13 protein-coding genes and 1 other annotated feature are annotated in these 20,402 nt (G+C 51.0%); all 13 genes read left to right on the top strand.

What is annotated here, in order from left to right; genetic code table 11:
• Positions 1 to 67 precede the first annotated feature (67 nt).
• Positions 68 to 330: a binding site (T-box leader), on the top strand.
• Positions 331 to 376: 46 nt separating this feature from the next.
• The 13 genes from pheS to DESHY_RS02050 all read left to right on the top strand — a co-directional run bounded on the left by pheS (position 377) and on the right by DESHY_RS02050 (position 20,389).
• Positions 377 to 1,399: a phenylalanine--tRNA ligase subunit alpha gene (pheS, locus tag DESHY_RS02110; protein WP_008410086.1), complete on the top strand. Its 1,023-nt coding sequence runs from the start codon at positions 377 to 379 to the stop codon at positions 1,397 to 1,399.
• A 25-nt stretch (positions 1,400 to 1,424) separates the two neighbouring features.
• Complete coding sequence (gene pheT / locus DESHY_RS02105) at positions 1,425 to 3,845, top strand: phenylalanine--tRNA ligase subunit beta (RefSeq protein ID WP_008410085.1); 2,421 nt, start codon at positions 1,425 to 1,427, stop codon at positions 3,843 to 3,845.
• 164 nt (positions 3,846 to 4,009) lie between these two features.
• Complete coding sequence (gene zapA, locus DESHY_RS02100; protein ID WP_008410084.1) at positions 4,010 to 4,282, top strand: cell division protein ZapA; 273 nt, start codon at positions 4,010 to 4,012, stop codon at positions 4,280 to 4,282.
• A 93-nt stretch (positions 4,283 to 4,375) separates the two neighbouring features.
• The gene (polX, locus tag DESHY_RS02095) at positions 4,376 to 6,085 is read left to right on the top strand and encodes a DNA polymerase/3'-5' exonuclease PolX (RefSeq protein WP_008410083.1); all 1,710 of its coding nucleotides are present in this window, start codon (positions 4,376 to 4,378) and stop codon (positions 6,083 to 6,085) included.
• Positions 6,085 to 6,660, top strand: coding sequence for a DNA-3-methyladenine glycosylase (locus DESHY_RS02090; RefSeq protein ID WP_008410082.1), 576 nt, complete (start codon positions 6,085 to 6,087; stop codon positions 6,658 to 6,660). Before polX ends, DESHY_RS02090 begins: the two co-directional genes overlap by 1 nt.
• Positions 6,661 to 6,816: 156 nt before the next feature.
• A complete protein-coding gene (locus tag DESHY_RS02085; RefSeq protein WP_008410081.1) occupies positions 6,817 to 7,767 on the top strand; it encodes a Nif3-like dinuclear metal center hexameric protein in 951 nt (316 codons plus the stop codon).
• Positions 7,768 to 7,788: 21 nt separating this feature from the next.
• A complete protein-coding gene (locus tag DESHY_RS02080; RefSeq protein WP_008410080.1) occupies positions 7,789 to 10,332 on the top strand; it encodes a U32 family peptidase in 2,544 nt (847 codons plus the stop codon).
• A gap of 13 nt (positions 10,333 to 10,345) precedes the next feature.
• The gene (locus DESHY_RS02075; protein WP_008410079.1) at positions 10,346 to 12,697 is read left to right on the top strand and encodes an endonuclease MutS2; all 2,352 of its coding nucleotides are present in this window, start codon (positions 10,346 to 10,348) and stop codon (positions 12,695 to 12,697) included.
• 270 nt (positions 12,698 to 12,967) lie between these two features.
• Entirely contained in the window at positions 12,968 to 14,356 is a 1,389-nt protein-coding gene (locus tag DESHY_RS02070; RefSeq protein ID WP_008410078.1) for a cytochrome ubiquinol oxidase subunit I, read from the top strand.
• Positions 14,347 to 15,351, top strand: a complete 1,005-nt coding sequence (gene cydB / locus DESHY_RS02065) for a cytochrome d ubiquinol oxidase subunit II (protein ID WP_008410077.1) — start codon at positions 14,347 to 14,349, stop codon at positions 15,349 to 15,351. Before DESHY_RS02070 ends, cydB begins: the two co-directional genes overlap by 10 nt.
• Positions 15,352 to 15,465: 114 nt before the next feature.
• Entirely contained in the window at positions 15,466 to 17,196 is a 1,731-nt protein-coding gene (cydD, locus tag DESHY_RS02060; RefSeq protein ID WP_008410076.1) for a thiol reductant ABC exporter subunit CydD, read from the top strand.
• Positions 17,193 to 18,923, top strand: a complete 1,731-nt coding sequence (gene cydC, locus DESHY_RS02055; protein WP_008410075.1) for a thiol reductant ABC exporter subunit CydC — start codon at positions 17,193 to 17,195, stop codon at positions 18,921 to 18,923. The genes cydD and cydC overlap by 4 nt, the downstream gene beginning before the upstream one ends.
• 137 nt (positions 18,924 to 19,060) lie before the next feature.
• A complete protein-coding gene (locus tag DESHY_RS02050; RefSeq protein WP_048817854.1) occupies positions 19,061 to 20,389 on the top strand; it encodes a stalk domain-containing protein in 1,329 nt (442 codons plus the stop codon).
• Positions 20,390 to 20,402 lie beyond the last annotated feature (13 nt).

Raw genomic sequence — 20,402 nt, 5'->3', positions numbered from 1 at the left:
TTCGAAGCAACCGGTTCTGTAAATGCCTATATGATTTACAGAAGATTGCTTTTACATTAAATATGGTCTAAGGGTTATGACGGGGAGAAGTACGTGGATTTTTTCTTTGCAGGGAGAGAGGGTCGTGACTGAAAGCCCTCTTAAAGAAACTCTTCGGAAAGTTCGCCCCTGAGCTGCCATCTGAACGCGTGATTTTTATGCCAGTAGGGTGTGCCGGTTTCTTCTACCGTTATCAGAAGTGGATAACTTATTAGTTTATCCTCTGAGTGGTTCTTTACGGTTTTGTAGGAACAATTTTGGGTGGTACCACGGAGATATTCCGTCCCTGCTTTCAGGGGCGGTTTTTATTTTATGATAGATTATACAGGAGGTTGTTATGGAACAGAGGCTAAGAGAATTGGCTCAAGAGGCTTTACGGGCTCTCGAAGGGGCTAATACGCCGGAAGAACTTAATCATATCCGGGTGCACTACCTGGGTAAAAAAGGTGAAGTTACACAAGTTTTGAGAGGCATGGGTGCTTTGCCTGCCGAGGAGCGCCCCCGCATCGGTCAGGTTGCCAATGAAGTAAGGGAACAGATTGAAACAGCCCTGGCAGCCAGGAATCAACATGTGAAAGAAGCCCAAAGGTCTCTCCGGTTGGCAGCCGAAACCCTGGATGTTTCCCTGCCGGGCGTCCGGTTTGACCTGGGCAAATTGCACCCGCTGACCCAGGTGCTAAGGGAAATTGAAACAATTTTCCTGGGGTTGGGTTTTCAAATTGCAGAAGGCCCGGAAATTGAACTGGATTACTATAATTTTGAGGCTCTTAATTTGCCTAAAGACCATCCTGCCAGAGATATGCAGGACACCTTTTTCATTAATCCCGAGGTATTATTGCGTACCCACACCTCCCCGGTGCAGGTGAGAACCATGGAAAAAACCGTACCGCATGTACCGGTGAAAGTTATTTGCCCGGGTCGGGTTTACCGGCGGGATGATGACGCTACCCATTCACCCATGTTTCACCAGGTGGAGGGCTTGGTGGTTGATAAGCAGATTACCTTTGCAGATTTGAAGGGTGTACTGGCTACCTTTGCCCGGCAGATGTTCGGGCCGGCTACCCGTACCCGATTGCGCCCCAGCTATTTTCCCTTTACCGAACCAAGCGCCGAGGTGGATATTTCCTGCTTTAACTGCCAAGGCAGCGGCTGCCGGGTTTGCAAAGGCAGCGGCTGGCTGGAGATTTTGGGCTCCGGCATGGTGCATCCCAGGGTGCTGGAAATGTCCGGTTACAATCCGGAGGAAGTTACCGGCTTTGCCTTTGGTATGGGGGTTGAACGGATTGCCATGCTAAAATACGGTATTGACGATCTCCGTTTGCTGTTTGATAATGACATTCGTTTTCTGGAACAATTTTAAGTTAGCTGTCGGGAGGTCATAGAAGATGCGAGTTTCCTACCAATGGTTGCGAGAATATGTAGATGTTGATATAAGTCCCCGGGAACTGGCCGAGCGGCTGACGCTGGCCGGGCTGGCAGTGGATGCCGTGGATGAACCGGGGGCAGGCATCGAAAAAGTAGTCACCGGCCGTATTTTAAAAATTGAAAAGCACCCCAACGCCGATAAGCTGGTGGTGTGTACCGTTGATGTGGGCCAGGGGGAACCCCTGCAAATTGTCACCGGGGCCACCAACGTCCGTGCGGGGCACGTGGTGCCGGTGGCGCTGGAAGGGGCCAAACTGGCCGGCGGCCTGCAGATTAAGCGGTCTAAATTAAGAGGCGTTGAGTCCAGGGGGATGTTGTGTTCCGGTCAGGAGTTGGGCATGGAAACTAAGCTGCTGACGCCGGAAATGGCCCACGGAGTACTTATTTTACCTGAAAATGTGGCTGTCGGGGTTGACGCCAGAGAAGTGCTGGGTCTTAACGATGCTGTACTGGAACTGGATCTTACCCCCAACCGGGGTGATGCACTGAGCATGGTGGGGGTAGCCCGGGAAGTGGCAGCCTTGCTCAATAAAGAATTAAAAATGCCAAATCCTCAACCGGCTGAGAGCGAAGAAAAAATAGATCGCCAGGTTAGAGTGGATATTCAGGCGCCCGATTTATGTCGCCGTTATGTGGCCAGGTTAATTAAAGGAATTAAGATCGGTCCTTCCCCCATGTGGCTGCAAAACCGGCTGCGGGCAGCGGGTGTCCGCCCCATTAATAATGTGGTGGATGTGACCAACTATGTTATGCTGGAATTGGGGCAACCGTTGCATGCTTTTGATTATGATAAGATTAATAACGGTCACATAATTGTTCGCCGGGCAGCGGAAGGGGAAAAAACAGTTTCCCTGGACGGCGTAGAACGCACTCTGAGTGCTGATATGTTGGTTATTGCGGATGCCGCGGGGCCGGTGGCGGTGGCAGGTGTCATGGGGGGCCAAGACAGCGAGGTAACCGAAGCTACGGTAAATGTCTTAATTGAATCGGCTTACTTCCATCCCACCTGCGTGCGTCGCACCTCAAAGGGCCTGGGATTGCGCTCGGAATCTTCTTTGCGATTTGAAAAAGGTGTTGATATTAACGGCTGCCTGAAGGCGGCGGAGCGCGCCGTGGAATTAATCCGGCAATTGGCCGGCGGTACTGTGGTGGCGGGTGTGGTAGATAATTTTCCCCGGCCTGTCACTGAGAAAACCGTCTCTTTGCGTCCTTGGCGGGTTAACCGGGTGCTGGGAGTAGATATTCCCAGGCAAGATATCGTAGATATTATGCAGCGTTTGCAATTCAGGGTGCAGGAGCAGGGCGATGACTTACTGGTTACCGTTCCCACCTGCCGGCCGGATATTACCGGTGAATGGGATCTGGTAGAGGAAGTGGCCCGTATCTACGGCTTTGACCGGATTCCTGAAACCCTGCCCTTCGGAGCTTCTACCCAGGGCAGGCGGACACCGGAACAGCAGTTGCTGTGGGAGATCAGGGATGTCATGACCGCCTGCGGTTTTTATGAAACCGTTACCTATAGTTTTGTTCACCCCCGCATTTTTGATTTAATGAATTTACCGGCGGACAGCCCTTTCCGCAACGCTGTCAGGCTGCAGAACCCTCTCAGCGAAGAACAGTCGGTGATGCGTACCGTGCTGGTGCCCAGTTTGTTGGAAGTGTTGCAACGCAATTTGCACCGCCAGGTGCAGTACGGTGCTTTGTTTGAAATTGCGCGGGTCTTTTATCCGGTAGAGGGTCAGGCGTTGCCGGAGGAAGTACCGGTGTTAGCTGCGGTGGCCGTTGGCCAGCGGCCTCGAACCTGGAACCAGCCGGCTTTGCCCATGGATTTCTTCTTTATGAAGGGAGTGGCGGAACAATTATTGGCTTCTCTGGGCTTTACCGAAACAGTATTTGCCCGTCACCAGGACCCCAGCTTCCACCCCGGCAGGTGTGCCCGTATTGAAATAAACGGTCAACTGCTGGGTGTTGTGGGTGAGCTTCACCCGGACGTTATTGAAAATTACGAGCTGTCCCAGCGGGCTGTGGCACTGAAGCTGGATTTGCGGCAGCTGATTCTGGTTAAGCGTCCAATTAAGCAGTACCGGGGTTTACCTAAATTTCCCTTGGTGGAACGGGATTTAGCGGTTTTGGTAAAACAGGAAGTGTTGGCTGCCGAGTTGTTGTCTGTCATTAAAAAAGCCGGGGGCAACCTGCTCAAACATGCGGATATTTTTGACGTTTACCAGGGCTCCCAGGTACCGGAGGGTTACAAAAGTGTAGCCATCAGCATGGTATTCCAGGCCCCCGACCGAACCCTCACCGACGAAGAAATCAATGACAAGATGCAGCGCATTACCAATTCCCTGACGGCCCAAACAGGGGCGGTGTTAAGACAGTAAAACACAGGCCTTCACTCCGTTGTCGGTTTCAACAGGTTTGCCGGTCCGCTTGGGCCGGCGCCTGTCCGGATTTTACTAATTTGCCTGGATAATTGTAATAAATGCAGGATTTTGCAGGTTGACAGCGAATTAACAAACAGCAAAGGTTGGGGGAGGTACGTTTCATGTCCGATGTTACTAACAGGGTGGAGGTCGAGATCTTTGGTGAGTACTACACCTTAAAGGGCAATGAATCCCCGGAATACATGATTAAAGTGGCACAAATTGTTGATAAAAAAATGTATGAAATAAGCCAGCGCAATACCAGGCTGTCTGCTAATAAACTGGCTGTATTAACCGCTGTTAACCTGGTGGATGAACTGCTTAAATTGCAGGAGCAGTACAATAACCTGCTGCAAATGATGGATCCTGCCAATGATAACTCCGGCAACTCATGAGCAATCATGAGTTTTATTTTTCATGAACAGTCTTTTTATAAGATAACGTTAATTTGTAAAATATATAATTATTACAAAAACGGAGCGGTGTCCATGCAAAATTTTGAGATTGCCTGGATTTTCAGCGAGCTGGCTGATTTGCTGGAAATCAAAGGCGAGGATTTTTTTAAAGTGCGGGCTTACCGGCGGGCGGCCAAGGCACTGGCTCGTCTGGAGCAGCCGGTGCAGGAATTATACCGGAGCGGCAAGCTTTCCCAGGTGCCGGGCATCGGCAAGGCCATAGCAGCTAAAATAAAAGAAATTATTGAAACAGGAAAACTGGCCAAACACCAGGAACTTCTAAAGGAGATTCCGGCCGGTGTGTTGGCTGTTAGGCAGCTGCCCGGGATCGGGGCCGGGCGGGCCAGGGCCTTGTTTAAAGAATTGGCAATTACCGACTTGACTGAGCTGGAACAAGCCGCCAAGGAACGCAAGGTGCGTTCCTTAAAAGGATTTAGCGCCAAGCTGGAATCAGATATTCTGCATGGCATTGAAATGATGCGTAACCGCCAGAACAGTATCCGGCTGTCGGTAGCCCGGGAATTGGCGGCTGAATTAAAGGAATTCATTAAACTGTTACCGGGCGTTAAGGCGGTGTCTGAGGCCGGCAGTACCCGCCGCTGGCGAGATACAGTAGGTGATCTGGATCTGGTGGTTGCGGCCGACGATCCGGCAACAGTGCTGCATGCCATGGCCGCCTATCCCAGGGTGAAAGAAGTGGTGCGGCAAGAGAGTCAGCGCATGGTTGTTAATACCTGGTGGGGGCTGGCAGTGGACCTGCAGGTGGCAGACCCGGCGGCCTACATAACCACTTTGCACCGTAATACGGGTTGTAAAGCCCATTATGCCAAATTGCAGGAAATTGCCCAACAACAAGGCTTGCACCTGAACCACCGGGGTTTGTTTAACCAGGCCGGGCAACACCTGCCCATACAACATGAACAAGACATTTATGAAACCCTGCAAATGACATATATACCGCCGGAACTGCGGGAGGACAGGGGTGAAGTAGAGGCGGCCCGGGCCGGCCGGCTGCCCGCTGTTATTGAACTGGGTGATATTAAAGGGGATTTGCATATTCACACCACCTGGAGTGACTCGGCTTTGCAACTGGCGGATGTGGTACAGCTTTGCCGCCGAAAGGGCTATGCCTATGCGGCCATTACCGACCATTCCCGTTCCCTCAAGATTGCCAGGGGCTTGGAAATAGAACGGCTGCAGGAACAGCACCGGCTTATCCGGGAAATGAATGAACAAATGGAAGATTTTACCCTGCTCACAGGGGTGGAGGCAGACATCCTGCCCAACGGTGAGTTAGATTACCCGGATGAAATATTAGAAACTATGGATGTGGTAATTGCTTCGGTACACACCGGTTTTAAGCAGAGCAAGCAAGAGATCACCCGCCGGATTATGCGGGCCATGGAAAATGAACATGTGGATATTATTGCCCACATGACCGGCCGCATTTTAGGCCGCAGGGAACCCTATGAGGTGGATATGGAAGCTCTTATTGAAACAGCAGCAAAGACAAAAACCGCCCTGGAGATTAATGCTTCTCCCGACCGGCTGGATATTAATGAAATATATGCCCGCAAAGCCAGGGATGCCGGTGTAAAAATCTGCATCAACACAGATGCCCATGATGCCAAAAGGCTGGATGAAATGCCCTACGGGGTGGCGGTGGCTCGCCGGGCCTGGCTGGAACCGGGCGACGTTATCAATACACTGGATCTTCCTTCCCTGCGGGAGGTGCTGCGGTAATGTATCAACCGCTGCCCGAAGCGTTTTATGCCCGGGATACTGTTTTGGTGGCCAGAGAATTACTGGGCGCTTTACTGGTGCATATTAATGATGAAGGAATTACGGTTGGCAAAATAGTGGAGACCGAGGCTTATTTGCAGGGCGATCCGGCCTGCCATGCTGCCAGGGGTATGACGCCCCGTAACAGTGTTATGTTTGGCCCGCCGGGCCGTGCTTATGTTTATTTTACCTATGGCCTGCATTATTGCTTTAATGTGGTAACTGCTGCCGCAGGGATAGGTGAAGCGGTGCTGATCCGGGCAGTAGAGCCCCTGGCAGGTATACACTTGATGAAAAAACGACGGGGCAGGGAACGGTTGACTGAACTGTGTGCCGGTCCCGCCCGGCTGGTACAGGCCTTTGGCATCACCAAACAACATAATAATACAGATCTTACCAACGGCCCGTTATTTATTGCCGCTGCGGCGGCACCACCCCCGCAGATTCACGTTACCACCCGTATCGGCATAAAAGAAGGGGCAGATTTACCATTACGTTTTTATATTAAAGGAAATAAATTTATTTCCAAGAAGTAAAAGACAGTAAATCAGACTTTAGACAAAGGTTGAAACAAGTGAGGCGGTTTTATGATCCCCTGTCGGTGGTAGACCGGAGCCAAAGGGGATCATAAACCACCGATAATGTTTGTCGACACTCTGAGTAAATAATTTTTAGAGAGGGGAAATTATCGGATGAAATTAAAAGAAATCTACGACTTAATTATTAAAATGGGTATTGAATACGATCCCCGGGGCAGCGAGACGGTACAAAAGCAGTTGGCCAAAGAGAAAAAGAAAATCGAAGACCTAAAGGAAGAAGAAAGAAAAGAGGTCGACCCGGATCGTTTATTTAACCCGTATACCGACACCCGGGTGCTTTATGGTGACCCGGAACGGCCAATAAAACGCATTTTGGCAGGCATTGACATGGAGGTGGGCGAGGTGCTGCTGGCCGACCGGCTGGCTGAGAAGGGCCGCCCGGTTGATTTAATCATGGCCCATCACCCGGAAGGCAAGGCAACTGCCGGCTTGTATGATGTTATGCACCTGCAGGAGGATTTGCTGGCCCAGCTGGGTGTTCCCATTAATGTAGCCGAGGGAATTATGGCCGGGCGGATTGGTGAAGTGCGCCGGGGTCTGATGCCGTTAAACCACAACCGGGCGGTGGATGCAGCCAAATTGCTGGATATCCCCCTGATGTGCTGCCATACCCCTGCGGATAATATGGTAACCGAATACGTACAAAAGAAAATTGATCAAAGCAACTGCGAAACACTGGGCGATATTATCAAAGTATTAAAGGAAATTCCCGAGTATGCAGAGGCTGTGAAAACCGGGGCCGGTCCTACTGTTGTAGTGGGTTCCAAAGAACGTCGGGCCGGCAAGGTGTTTGTTGATATGACAGGCGGTACCAGCGGTTCCGAGGATGCCTATGCCAAACTGGCTGCCGCCGGGGTGGGTACCGTCGTGGTAATGCATATCAGTGAAAAACACCGGAAAGAGGCAGAGAAAAATCACGTCAATGTAATCATTGCCGGCCACATGGCCAGTGATTCCCTGGGCATGAATCTGATTCTTGATGAAATTGCCAAACAGGGTGTGGAAATCCTGACTTGTTCAGGTTTAATCAGGGTGCAAAGATAATTCCGGATAGGAGGCTACCCCATGAACCATAGACCCGAGCTGCTGGCCCCGGCGGGTAGCTGGGAAGCGTTGGTGGCGGCTGTGCAAAACGGGGCGGATGCCGTTTACCTGGGCGGCAAACTATTTAATGCCAGGCAATCAGCCCAAAACTTTGACAACCATGAACTGACCCGGGCGGTAGAGTACGCTCATATTCGTGGGGTTAAGATTTATGTTACGGTAAATATATTACTGGCGGATGAAGAGCTGGAGGAAGCCCTGGGCTTCCTCCGCTTCCTGCATAACGCAGGCGTGGATGCCGTTATTTTACAAGATTTGGGACTGGCCAGTCTGGCCCGAGAAGTGATACCTGAACTGTCCCTGCATGCCAGTACCCAGATGACTGTACATAACATACCCGGCGTACGTTTGCTGCAGCAGGCGGGTTTTGAACGCATAGTGTTAGCCAGAGAACTAAGCCTGGCAGAAATTACTGATATTAAACAGGCCACCGGGGCAGATCTGGAAGTTTTTATTCATGGTGCCCTGTGTATCTGTTATTCCGGCCAGTGCCTGATGTCCAGCCTGATTGGCGGCCGCAGCGGCAATCGCGGCAAGTGCGCCCAGCCCTGCCGGCTGCAGTACCAATTAGTGGACGAAAAAGGCAGGCGGCTGGCGGATCCGGGCCGGGTGGGAGAGTACCTGCTAAGCCCCCGGGATATTAATACCAGCCATCTTATCCCGCAGTTAATCGAGGCCGGGGTTAACTCCTTTAAGATTGAAGGACGTATGAAACGTCCGGAGTATGTGGCTACGGTAGTTCGTGTATACCGTAAAATAATTGACCGGGCTTTAAAAAACCCGGCTGACTTCCGGGTAACGGCTGATGAAGCCAGGGAATTGGCACAAATTTTTAATCGTGATTTTACCCCCGGCTATTTGCTTGGCAACCCGGGCAGCGATTTAATGAGTTTCAAACGACCCAACAACCGTGGCATAAGGTTGGGCAGGGTAAAAGGCTTTAACCAGGACAATAAAACGGTGGAAATTTTGCTGGAGGAACCACTGCAAGTGGGGGACGGGATAGAAGTTTGGGTGAGTGAAGGAGGCCGCCGCGGTATAGAGGTTAACAGCATTTTGTTGCAAAACCGGCCGGTTGATTTTGCTCCCGCCGGCACTCTGGTGGGTTTAACGATACCGGGCAAAATTAAACCAGGCGACCGGGTTTTTAAAACCCACGATGCAGCGTTGATGGAAAGGGCCAGGGAAAGTTTTGCCTCAGCCCGGGAGATTAGAAAAATTCCTCTGCAATTTTATGTGCGGGCCCGTTTGGGGGAACCTTTATACCTGCGGGTAACTGACAACCAAGGGTTTACCGCCGAGGGTTTAAGCAGTGAAGCATGCCAGCAGGCTCGTAACCGACCGTTAACCTTTGCTTATTTAAAGGAACAACTGGACCGGCTGGGCAATACTCCCTTTGCCCTGGCCGACTTGCAGGCTGACCTGGCAGAACAGGTTATCTTGCCGGTAAAGGAAATAAATGAGCTGCGGCGCCGGGTGCTGGCTGACCTGGCTCAAAAGCGAGCAGCGGCCTGGCAGCCATCCGGGCCGGCGGAGCATGTTTATCAACAGCGTGTGCAGACGGCCCTGCGCAAGATCCGGACGCACCGGCCGGCCCCACGGGAACCGCTGCTGGCGGTTAATGTAACAGACATTACCTCCTTACAGGCGGCAGTCAGCTACGGGGCGGATATTGTATACTTTGGCGGCGAAAGTTATCACTCTAAAGGAATTATCACCCCCAGTGATTTGCAGCAGGGGGCCGAATTTTGCCGTAAAAACGGTGTATCTCTGGTGCTTAATTCGCCGCGCATTTTGCATGACCGGGAGTTGCCAAACTATCTCAGTTTACTGCAACATGTTAATGACCTGGCCATAGACGGCATTTTGGCGGGCAATTTGGGTTTGTTGCAAATTATCCGGGATTATACCGACAAACCGGTGATCGGAGACTTCCCCCTTAATATTTTTAATAGCGCCGGCATCCACTTTTTAAAGGAACAAGGAGTTGCCAGGGCGGTGCTGTCGCCGGAATTAAATATTAAACAACTGCAGGATCTGGCTGCTGTCAGCCCACTGCCTGCGGAAGTTCTGGTGCAGGGGGCGCTGCCCCTGATGAGCTCCCGGTACTGCCCGCTGGGCAGCGTGTTGGGCAATTTTGCTACCGGCAAAACATGCACTCGTCCTTGTAGGGGCCGAGAATACGGCTTAAAGGATCGGCTGGGGTTGATCTTTCCCCTTGAAGTGGATCGCTACTGCCGCATGCATTTATTTAACGCCAAAGATTTGTGTGTTATTGAAGACCTGCCTTTGCTGTTGGATGCCGGAATTGCCGTGCTGCGCATAGAAGCCAAAAAGGAAAATCATGCATATGTGGCAAGGGCGGTTAACCATTACCGCCAAGCTATCAACAGATACCGTCATGGCATAAGGGATCAGCGGAAGGACAGGGAAGCCAAGGAAGATTTAGAACGGCTGAGTAAGGCCGGCCTTACCAAGGGACATTATTTCAGGGGAGTTATTTAAGGGAGTTTTTATTATGGAACGAACTATTAAACGGTTGGAATTTGATAAAGTGCTGGAACAACTGGCAGCTTGTGCCCAGTCTGAACCGGCACGGGAAAAAATTAAAGACCTGGTTCCCGGTAGCGACCCGGCTTTGATTAAGCGCCGGCTGGCAGAAACCAGCGAGGGCAGGGAGTTGCTGCGGTTAGACCCGCTGGCCGAGTTGTCCGGCTGGCATGATATTCGGGATGCCCTCGCCAGGGTCTCCCGTTACGCTGTATTGGCAGCGGAGGAATTATTGGCCGTGGGGGAAACCCTGGCGGCTTCCCGCCGGATTAAGAAGTTTTTTAACGAAAAGAGCCACCGCTATCCGCTGTTATCTGAAATTGCAGCATCATTAACGCAGCAGCCGCAGTTGGAAAAAGATATTTTACGGGCTATTTTACCCGGGGGAGAAATAGCGGATCATGCTTCGCCTCAATTACTGCAAATCAGGCGAGGTATCCTACGGGCCCAAAACCGTATCAGGGAACGGGTAGAAAGCATTATCCGGGCGCCGGAAAATCAAAAATACTTGCAGGAACCAATTGTTACGGTCCGCCAGGATCGCTATGTGATACCGGTTAAACAGGAATACCGCAATCAAATTCCTGGCATTGTGCATGATCAATCTGCCAGTGGCGCCACCCTGTTTGTGGAACCGCTGGCCGTGGTAGATGCCAATAACGAAGTACGCCGTTTAATGGCGGCAGAAAAACAAGAAATACAAAGAATCCTGGCGGAACTGTCCCAGGGCGTCAGTGCGGTTGCCCAGGAACTTTCCCTGGCTTTACAGGCACTGGCTGAGCTGGACTACATAATGGCAAGAGCCCGCTACAGCCTTAAGTTAAAGGCCTGGAGCCCCCAGATAACAGAAGGTTCACCATATATTTATATTAAACAGGGGCGCCATCCCCTGTTGCCCGGCGATGCGGTACCGGCCACCATAGAGTTGGGCAAAAACTTTAAAACCCTGGTTATTACCGGACCCAACACAGGAGGTAAAACTGTTACCTTAAAAACGGTGGGCCTGTTTGCCTTGATGACCCAGGCAGGGCTGCATATCCCGGCGGAAGCGGGGACGACCATGGGCGTTTATAAAAAAATATTTGCTGATATCGGTGATGAGCAAAGCATTGAGCAATCTCTCAGCACTTTTTCTTCCCATATGACTAATATTGTGCATATTTTGCAGCAGGTCGACGAGGATTCCCTGGTATTGTTAGACGAGCTGGGAGCGGGTACCGACCCCACCGAGGGGGCGGCCCTGGCCCGGGCCATCCTGGAAGAACTGCATAACCGGGGGGCCTGTACCATTGCCACCACCCATTACAGTGAGTTAAAAAATTATGCTTATACAACGCCCGGGGTGGAGAATGCCAGTGTGGAGTTTGATGCAGAGACCCTGCGCCCCACCTACCGCCTGTTGATCGGCCGCCCCGGCCGCAGCAATGCCTTTGAAATTTCTGCCAGGTTGGGTTTGCGGCCGGATATTGTTAACCGGGCCAGACAGTTTCTCACCACAGAACAGGTGCAGGTGGCCGAATTAATTAATAAGCTGGAAAAAACCCAGCAGGCAGCGGAAAAAGACCGGGCAGCAGCAGCAGCGCTGCGGCGGGAAAGTGAGCAGCTGCAGGAAGAATACCGTCGCCTGGCGGAGGAGTTAAGGACTAAGAAAGAGGAGATTTTAGCCCGGGCCCATGAAGAAGCCGGCAGTTTTGTACGCCGGGCCCGCCTGGAAGCGGAGGAAGCCGTGAAAGAACTGCGAGCCAGGCTGGCGGAGGAAAATACTAAAAACCGGGAAGAAGCCATCCAGCAGGCCCGCAGTAAATTGCAGCAGGTGACCAATAAAGTAACAACCGGCGCACCGCAGCCTGCCGCTGCCGGTGAGGTGCCCGACCAGGTGAAGCCGGGGGAGGAGGTATTTCTTCCCAAGTACAACCAGAAGGCCTATGTACTTAGCGTGTCGGGGGAAAATGTTCAGGTACAGGCAGGTATTTTAAAGATGGTTGTGCCTGTTCAAGAGCTGCGGCGGGTTAATACACCCCGGGTTACCACCGGTGAAAGCAAGGTGGGAAAGGTGTTGACAGACAAGGCGTTAACAGTCAGCACCAGCTTGGATTTAAGAGGCATGACCGGTGATGAAGCCTGGCCGGAAATTGAAAAATACCTGGACGATGCCTTTCTGGCCGGCCTCAACAGCGTTATTTTAATTCACGGCAAAGGTACCGGGGCCCTGCGAGCGGCGGTACACCGTGAATTAAAAAGCCATCCCCGGGTCAAGTCCTTCCGGCTGGGGGAAGCAGGAGAAGGCGGTGCCGGAGCCACAGTGGTATATCTCAAGTAACAATTAAACTGTCAATAACCCTGCATTTGGGCAGGGTTATTGACAGTAGACCAAAGGTCTGGGACCGGCCTGTAAGGCCTGGTCCTTTTTTATCTTTTGCTTATTATTAAATATTTTTTTCAGGTTAATTACAAAAAGATAAAATTTTAAGGCAATGCCAATACTGCCGGTTATTTATATGTATACTTTTGACAAAGGGGGGATTTGAGGGAAAGTGTAAAAAAAGCGGGCTTGCGCAGGATAAACTTTAATTAAATTGAGGTGAGGCTTATGACGGAAGTATTGCTGGCCAGGTGGCAGTTTGGCATTACTTCGGTGTACCATTTTTTATTTGTTCCGCTGACATTGGGTTTGTCTGTTTTGGTGGCCGTTATGCACACCATGTATGTCAAAACGGATAATGAAGTTTATAAAAAAATGACCAAATTTTGGGGCAAGCTGTTTTTGATTAATTTTGCCATGGGTGTGGTTACCGGCATTGTGCAGGAATTTCATTTTGGCATGAACTGGTCAGAATATTCTCGGTTTGTGGGTGACATTTTTGGGGCTCCCCTGGCCATTGAAGCATTGTTGGCATTTTTTTTAGAATCAACCTTTTTAGGTTTGTGGATTTTTGGCTGGGATAAGTTGCCCAAGAAATTGCATGCCTTAAGCATCTGGTTGGTGGCTGTGGGCAGTAACCTATCGGCTTTGTGGATTCTGATTGCCAATTCCTTTATGCAGCACCCGGTGGGTTATACCATCCGCAACGGACGGGCCGAAATGACAGACTTTTTTGCCCTGATTACCAATCCCCATGTGTTTTACCAGTTTCCGCACACTGTCCTGGGCGGTTATGCAACCGCAGCTTTTTTTGTTATGGGCATCAGTGCCTATTATTTGCTGCGTCAAAAACACATGGATTTATACCGACGGTCATTTAAAATAGCAATGATTTTTGGACTGATAAGTATTCTGGCGGTAACCCTGGTGGGGCATTGGCAGGCCCAGTATTTAGTGCAGTCCCAGCCCATGAAAATGGCGGCGGCAGAGGCTCAGTGGGAAACAGCCGACCCGGCTGCTTTTGCCCTGGTGGCGGTGGTGGACGAACAAAGGCAAACCAACAGCTTTGAGATTAGCATTCCGAAACTGCTTAGCTTCTTGTCATTTAACAGCTTCAGCGGCGAGGTAAAGGGGCTTAAGGATTTACAGGCGGCAGCTGTGGCTCAATACGGCCCGGGCAATTATCTACCGCCGGTCAGCTCGCTTTTCTGGAGTTTTCGCATTATGGTGGCGGCCGGCGGCTGGTTGGTGCTATTGTCCCTACTAAGCTTTTACTACTGGCGATCCAACCAACTGGAAGCCAAGCCATGGCTGCTCAAGGCCCTGCTTTGGAGTATCCCGGTACCGTACCTGGCTAATACTGCCGGTTGGTACCTGGCGGAGGTGGGGCGTCAGCCCTGGATAGTTTACGGTTTGCAAAAGGTGGAACATGCGGTATCGCCGGGGGTGACGACTGGTGAAATCATCACTACTTTAATTGGCTTTACACTGATTTATGGCATTTTAGCCCTGGCAGAAGTTTACCTGCTGGTTAAATTTATTCAACAGGGGCCAGACTACCGGCCTGAGACTGTTGACCTGCCCAGCACCGACAAGGGGGTGTCTTTATGGACTTAAACATACTTTGGTTTATTCTTATTACGGTGTTGTTTATGGGTTTCTTTTTCCTGGAAGGTTTTGACTACGGGGTAGGAATTTTGCTGCCCTTTTTAGGTGGTAACGATACAGAGCGACGAGTGATTATCAATACCATAGGACCGGTTTGGGATGGCAATGAAGTATGGTTGATTACAGCCGGAGGGGCGGCTTTTGCGGCTTTTCCTAACTGGTATGCCACTCTGTTCAGTGGCTTTTACCTGGCACTCTTTATCATCCTGACGGGGTTGATCGTGCGAGGGGTGGCTTTTGAGTTTCGCAGCAGTGACAGAAACCCTGTCTGGCGCAACCTGTGGGATGCCATGATCTGTGCAGGCAGCTTTATTTCGGCGTTGCTGTGGGGTGTGGCGTTAACCAACTTATTGCAAGGGGTGCCCATTAATGACCGCATGCAATATGTGGGAACTTTTTTTGACTTGTTAAGTCCCTACACTCTGGCCGGCGGGTTAACCACTTTACTGGTATTTACCCTGCATGGCGCACTTTTTATAAGCCTGAAAACAGAAGGGGAGTTGGCGCAACGAGCCGGTTCCCTGGCGGGAAAACTTGGGGTGCTGGCTTTGCCGGTATTTCTCTTATTAATCCTGCTTACTTATGTGCACACCGACCTGTTTGGCAAAAGCGGTGCAGCAGCAGTGTTACTGGGGGCCGCCGGGTGTTTGGCTTTGACCTGGCTGTTGCTGCGGAGCGGGAAAAACGGTTGGGCTTTTGCTGTTAACGGTTTAACCATTGTCCTGTTTACTGTTTCCATATTCTGGGGCCTTTTTCCTCGCGTGATGGTTTCCAGTCTGCGGCCCGAGTGGAGCCTGACAATCTATAATGCGTCGTCCAGCCCCTACACCCTGCAAGTGATGACTGCGGTAGCCCTTGTCATGGTGCCCGTTGTATTATTGTATCAGGGTTGGACCTACTGGGTATTTCGCCGTCGGGTTACCGTAAAAGATTTGCATTACTAAATCCGGCCACCTACGATGCAGTCCCGGCAGGGTCATAAAACCACATCGGCTTTGTTTTTACAACCTTTGACAACAGTCTGGCTTAGATTTAATTTGTGTAAGGGGTTAGATGGCATGATTGACCGACGGCTGCTGCGTGAAGCTAGGCAAGTTCGCCTTTTACTGGCTTTTACCATTGGACTTGGATTGTTGACCGGATTCGTGACGGTACTGCAAGCTGCTTGCCTGGCCCGGGTGGTGAATCGGGTTTTTCTGCAAGCGGGAAGCCTTAAGGAAGTGTGGCCCCTCTTAAGTATTATGTTGGTTTTAATTTTTATCAGGTGGCTGTTTTCCTGGGGCAGCGAGATTTTATCCCACCGGGCGGCTGCCCGCATAAAAGATAACCTGCGCACCCGCTTGTTGCAGCACTTATTTGGTTTAGGTCCGTTTTATGTTCGGGGGGAGCGGACCGGTGAACTGGTTAACCTGGTAACAGAAGGCGTAGAGGCTTTGGAAGATTACTTTGCCCGCTATTTACCGCAACTGGTGTTTGCTGTAATGATACCACTGACCGTGCTGTTTTTTGTCTTTCCTGTTGATTTAACTGCCGGACTAACTTTTTTTCTCACTGCACCGCTGATACCCTTGTTTATGATTTTGATCGGGAAATGGGCAGAACATTTAACCAAACGCCAGTGGGCTGATTTAAGCCGCTTAAGTGCCCATTTCCTGGATGTTTTGCAGGGACTTACCACCCTGAAAATATTTGGCAGAAGTAAAAGTCAGCTGAATGTGATAGCCGGCATAAGTGAAAATTTTCGAAATTCCACCATGGGCGTGCTGCGGGTGGCTTTTCTGTCAGCTTTGATGCTGGAACTGCTGTCCACCGTCAGCACCGCTTTGGTGGCGGTTGCCCTGGGTTTGCGCCTGGTGTATGACCGTATTTCATTTGAACACGCCTTTTTTTTGCTTTTACTGGCACCCGAATTTTACTTGCCTTTACGGCAGCTGGGCGGCCACTTCCATGCCGGCAGGGCCGGTCTGGCGGCTGCGGAACGGATATTTGAAGTTTTGCAAAATCATGTACCGCCAACCGGCAGCAAGCAAGACAGGCAGCAAATTAACGGGCAGTTGCATATCTCTTTCCGGGAGGTCAGTGCCTGTTATTCGGCCGGCCGATGCCCGGCATTACAGGAAATTACCTTCGATCTGCGGCAGGGAGAAAGGGTGGCCCTGGTGGGCCCCAGCGGCGCCGGGAAAACTACCGTAGCCAACCTGCTGATGCGTTTTATAGAGCCTGCGGCAGGCCTTATCAAGGTCAACGGGATACCGCTGGCGCAAATACCGGTCGATCAGTGGCGCAGTTTAATTTCCTATCTGCCGCAGCAGCCTTATCTTTTTTATGGGACGGTGGCCGACAATATTCTGTTGGGGCGGCCGGGTGCGTCCCCGGAACAGGTCAGAAAAGCAGCGGCGATGGCCGGCGCCCACGAGTTTATCAGTCAATTACCCCGGGGTTATGATACACCGGTGGGAGAACTGGGCCTGCGGCTGAGCGGTGGCCAGGCCCAACGTATTGCATTGGCCAGGGCCTTTTTAAAGGATGCCCCTTTGTTGATATTAGATGAAGCTGCCACAGGTTTGGATGCTGTGGCCGAGCAGGTTGTGCAGGAAGCAGTGGCGCACCTGATGAAGGAACGCACAGTTTTAATAATTGCTCACCGTTTATCCACTGTTTACCAGGCTGACCGTATTTTGGTTTTAGACCGGGGCCGGCTGGTGGAGCAGGGGCGGCATCAGGAATTACTGGCCAAGCAAGGGCTATATTATCAGCTGCTGAATGCTTACCGGGGTGAACCGGTATGAAAATATTGAACTTTTTGCTGCGTTTGCTGCTGCCTTACCAGCAAACGGTGATATTAGCCGGTTTGCTGGGTGTTTGCACCATTGGCAGCAACATAGGATTAATGGCTGTTTCGGCCTATTTGATTGCCTGGGCAGCGTTGCAGCCGCCGGTACTTCATTTAGTGGGATTGGCGGCGGCGGTGCGTTTTTTTGGCCTAGCCCGGGCGGTAAGCCGCTACCTGGAAAGATACTTGTCCCATCAGGTTATTTTGCAAATTCTCAGCGGCCTCCGGGTATGGTTTTATCAGAAATTGGAACCACTGGCACCGGCCTGCCTGCTTGATGAACGCAGCGGCGATTTATTAAGCCGTCTGGTGCAAGATGTGGAGACATTAAAGTATTTTTACCTCAAGGCGGTTGGACCGCTGCTGACAGCATTTTTGATCATGGTACCGCTTGTGGGGTGGCTGGCCGGATTTAATGTAAAATTTGCCTATATTATTATATTTTTCTTTTTGCTGTCCGGGATTGTGCTGCCGCCGGTAATTACGGCCCTGGGGCGTCGGGCGAGGATACAAAGGGCAGAGGTCAGGGCCAGGCTGTATGCCCAGCTGACAGACAGTCTGCAGGGGCTGACAGAAATAATTGCCTTTGATCTGGTTCCGCAGCGGCTGAACTTAATAAAACAGACAAGCAGAGAGCTGCTGGGATGGCAAAAACAGTTGATGGATTTAGGCGCATTAGGCAATTCCCTGAACGGTCTGGTTATGCATTTGGCTATGTGGGCGGTCTTGGTGACGGCTGTGGCCATGGTTGAAGCCGGACTTCTGCCAGGTATATATTTAGCAGTGCTGGCTTTAGTTGTGCTAAGCAGTTGGGAAGCGGTGACGCCGTTATCTTTTATCAGTTCTTATTGGGAAGAAAGCAGGGAAGCAGTCAGGCGTCTATTAAAAATTTGCGAGGCGGAACCGGCCGTGCAAGATCCGGCGGTTGCCGAGACCACGCCGGATAATTTTAACCTGCAGGTAACCGGCCTGCGTTTTCGTTATCATAATGAGGGTCCCTGGGTATTAGATAACCTGCATTTGCACTTGCCCCAGGGAGGGCGGGTGGCAGTGGTGGGGCCCAGCGGTGCCGGCAAAAGCACTCTGGTAAATCTGCTGCTGCGTTTTTGGGACTATCATCAGGGAGAAATTTTATTAGGCGGTAAGAGCATCAAAACATACTGCCAGGATGATGTTCTGAAATTAATTGCAGTGGTGCCACAGCGTACCCACCTCTTTAATGCCACTATAAGAGAAAACATTTGGCTGGCCAGACCCCAGGCCGATGAAGAAGAAATAATTATGGCAGCCAAGCGGGCCGGTATCCATTCTTTTATTGAAAGCTTGCCGCAAGGCTATGAAACTTATATCGGCGAGGGTGGCTTTAAACTCTCAGGCGGCCAGCGGCAGCGTTTAGCCATTGCCAGGGCGCTTCTAAAAAACGCTCCCATACTGCTGCTGGATGAAGCCACAGCGGGACTGGATCCGATCACAGAAAAAGAGGTACTGGCTGATATTTATAAATTAATGCAGGGACGAACCACTCTGGTGATTACTCACCGCTTAACAGGCCTGCAGGACATGGATGAGATCCTGGTTTTACACCGGGGACAGGTAGTGGAAAGAGGCCGCCACGATTATTTGCTTCGGAAGCGCGGGCTGTACTGGGCAATGTGGCAACAGTCACACGACAGGTTGTATTAAAATAAGCAAAGTTGCTTACAGTTTGTGTTAAATATTTGTTGAAACAAGCAGGTATTTAACAATATTTAACTAATTAATACATATAGAGCTTTTAAAAAGGATGTGACATTTGACTATTGGGCAGAATAAGTAAATTTATGTTACCTTTCTTATTCAGCAGCCTGTTGTTGGCCGGTGCAGCACCGTCAACGGCAGCCGACGGCCATAAGGCTAATATTGTCGTAAACGGTACACCGGTAACGATTGCAGCGGGGGATCAACCGGCGGTAATTTTGCAGGGAAGAACTTATGTGCCTTTGCGGGTTATTAGTGAATATCTGGGTTGCCAAGTACAGTGGCTGCCGTCGACCAGACAGGTGGTTATTAACAGGGAACAAAGCCAAACTGCAGGTTTGCCCGACCGTCCGGTTAAGCTCCGGGAGATACAGATTATTGTGGACGGTAAAGAGCTAGCCATCTCCCCCGAGGTGGGCCAGCCCTTCATCACTGCTGCTAACCGCACTGTTGTACCATTGCGCGTAATTGGGGAAGCCTTGGGCTGCCAGGTGAACTGGCGCCAGGCCGAGCGTACTGTTGAAATATACAAGGCACCTGAAACTGTTCCGCCAGCGCCGGTTGTACCTGTTGAGCCGCCGGCAACCGATATTCCTGCAGTTATGCCTGCAACTTCAGAGGTAGCTTTATTACAGGAACTGGCATCATTTAAAACAAACCTGCGGTTGCCGGATAAAACTATTATCTATTCTGAAGATTTGCTGAAGATGGATCCTGCCGGTTTTAGTCCGGAACACATGCAGCTATTCAGGCAATACAGGGATCAGCTGAGAAAATATGACACTCGGATCAAATTGCCTGACGGCAATATGATAAATACGGCAGATTTGACCATCTTAGGACCATCTATCGCTTCGGCGGACCAGTTAAGAGCCTGGATTGCAGCAGAAACGCCTCGCATTAAAAATAAAATGGAACAACAACTGAACCGTCAGTTTATTCCCATTCCTGATCTGGCAGACCTTTATATTAAAATTGGTGCTGCTTATGGCATAAGGGGAGATTTGGCTTTTGCTCAGGCTGCCAAAGAAACCCACTACTGGCAGTTTACCGGGGATGTCCAACCATGGCAAAATAACTATTGCGGCCTTTGGGCCACCGGTACTCCTTGTACCGGGCAGGAATCTCTCAATGGGGCTGATCCGGCCCAGGTACGTTTTGAACCCGGTGTACACGGGGCAATTTTTGCCACGCCGGAGGCCGGTGTGGAGGCGCATATCCAGCATCTTTATGCCTATGCCACCACTAACCCGTTGCCTCCCGGCAAGGTGCTGGTTGACCCGAGATTTACTCTGGTAAAACGGGGCATTGCTCCCACTTGGCAAAAATTAAATGCCCGCTGGGCAGTGCCCGGCACCACCTACGGGCAGAGCATTATTCATGACTACTGGAAACCCGCCTTAACTAAATAAATTAAGAGGCTGC

It is taken from the genome of Desulforamulus hydrothermalis Lam5 = DSM 18033, from assembly GCF_000315365.1.
In the GTDB taxonomy this organism is placed as follows: Bacteria; Bacillota; Desulfotomaculia; order Desulfotomaculales; family Desulfotomaculaceae; genus Desulfotomaculum; species Desulfotomaculum hydrothermale.
Note: the sequence above shows the minus strand (reverse complement) of the source record. Positions and strands in the feature narration are given on the sequence as shown.

What these genes read in the sequence shown, in the direction of transcription:
- pheS (WP_008410086.1), top strand. Translation starts at nt 377, where the DNA reads ATGGAACAGAGGCTAAGAGAATTGGCTCAAGAGGCTTTACGGGCTCTC.
- pheT (WP_008410085.1), top strand. Translation starts at nt 1,425, where the DNA reads ATGCGAGTTTCCTACCAATGGTTGCGAGAATATGTAGATGTTGATATA.
- zapA (WP_008410084.1), top strand. Translation starts at nt 4,010, where the DNA reads ATGTCCGATGTTACTAACAGGGTGGAGGTCGAGATCTTTGGTGAGTAC.
- polX (WP_008410083.1), top strand. Translation starts at nt 4,376, where the DNA reads ATGCAAAATTTTGAGATTGCCTGGATTTTCAGCGAGCTGGCTGATTTG.
- DESHY_RS02090 (WP_008410082.1), top strand. Translation starts at nt 6,085, where the DNA reads ATGTATCAACCGCTGCCCGAAGCGTTTTATGCCCGGGATACTGTTTTG.
- DESHY_RS02085 (WP_008410081.1), top strand. Translation starts at nt 6,817, where the DNA reads ATGAAATTAAAAGAAATCTACGACTTAATTATTAAAATGGGTATTGAA.
- DESHY_RS02080 (WP_008410080.1), top strand. Translation starts at nt 7,789, where the DNA reads ATGAACCATAGACCCGAGCTGCTGGCCCCGGCGGGTAGCTGGGAAGCG.
- DESHY_RS02075 (WP_008410079.1), top strand. Translation starts at nt 10,346, where the DNA reads ATGGAACGAACTATTAAACGGTTGGAATTTGATAAAGTGCTGGAACAA.
- DESHY_RS02070 (WP_008410078.1), top strand. Translation starts at nt 12,968, where the DNA reads ATGACGGAAGTATTGCTGGCCAGGTGGCAGTTTGGCATTACTTCGGTG.
- cydB (WP_008410077.1), top strand. Translation starts at nt 14,347, where the DNA reads ATGGACTTAAACATACTTTGGTTTATTCTTATTACGGTGTTGTTTATG.
- cydD (WP_008410076.1), top strand. Translation starts at nt 15,466, where the DNA reads ATGATTGACCGACGGCTGCTGCGTGAAGCTAGGCAAGTTCGCCTTTTA.
- cydC (WP_008410075.1), top strand. Translation starts at nt 17,193, where the DNA reads ATGAAAATATTGAACTTTTTGCTGCGTTTGCTGCTGCCTTACCAGCAA.
- DESHY_RS02050 (WP_048817854.1), top strand. Translation starts at nt 19,061, where the DNA reads ATGTTACCTTTCTTATTCAGCAGCCTGTTGTTGGCCGGTGCAGCACCG.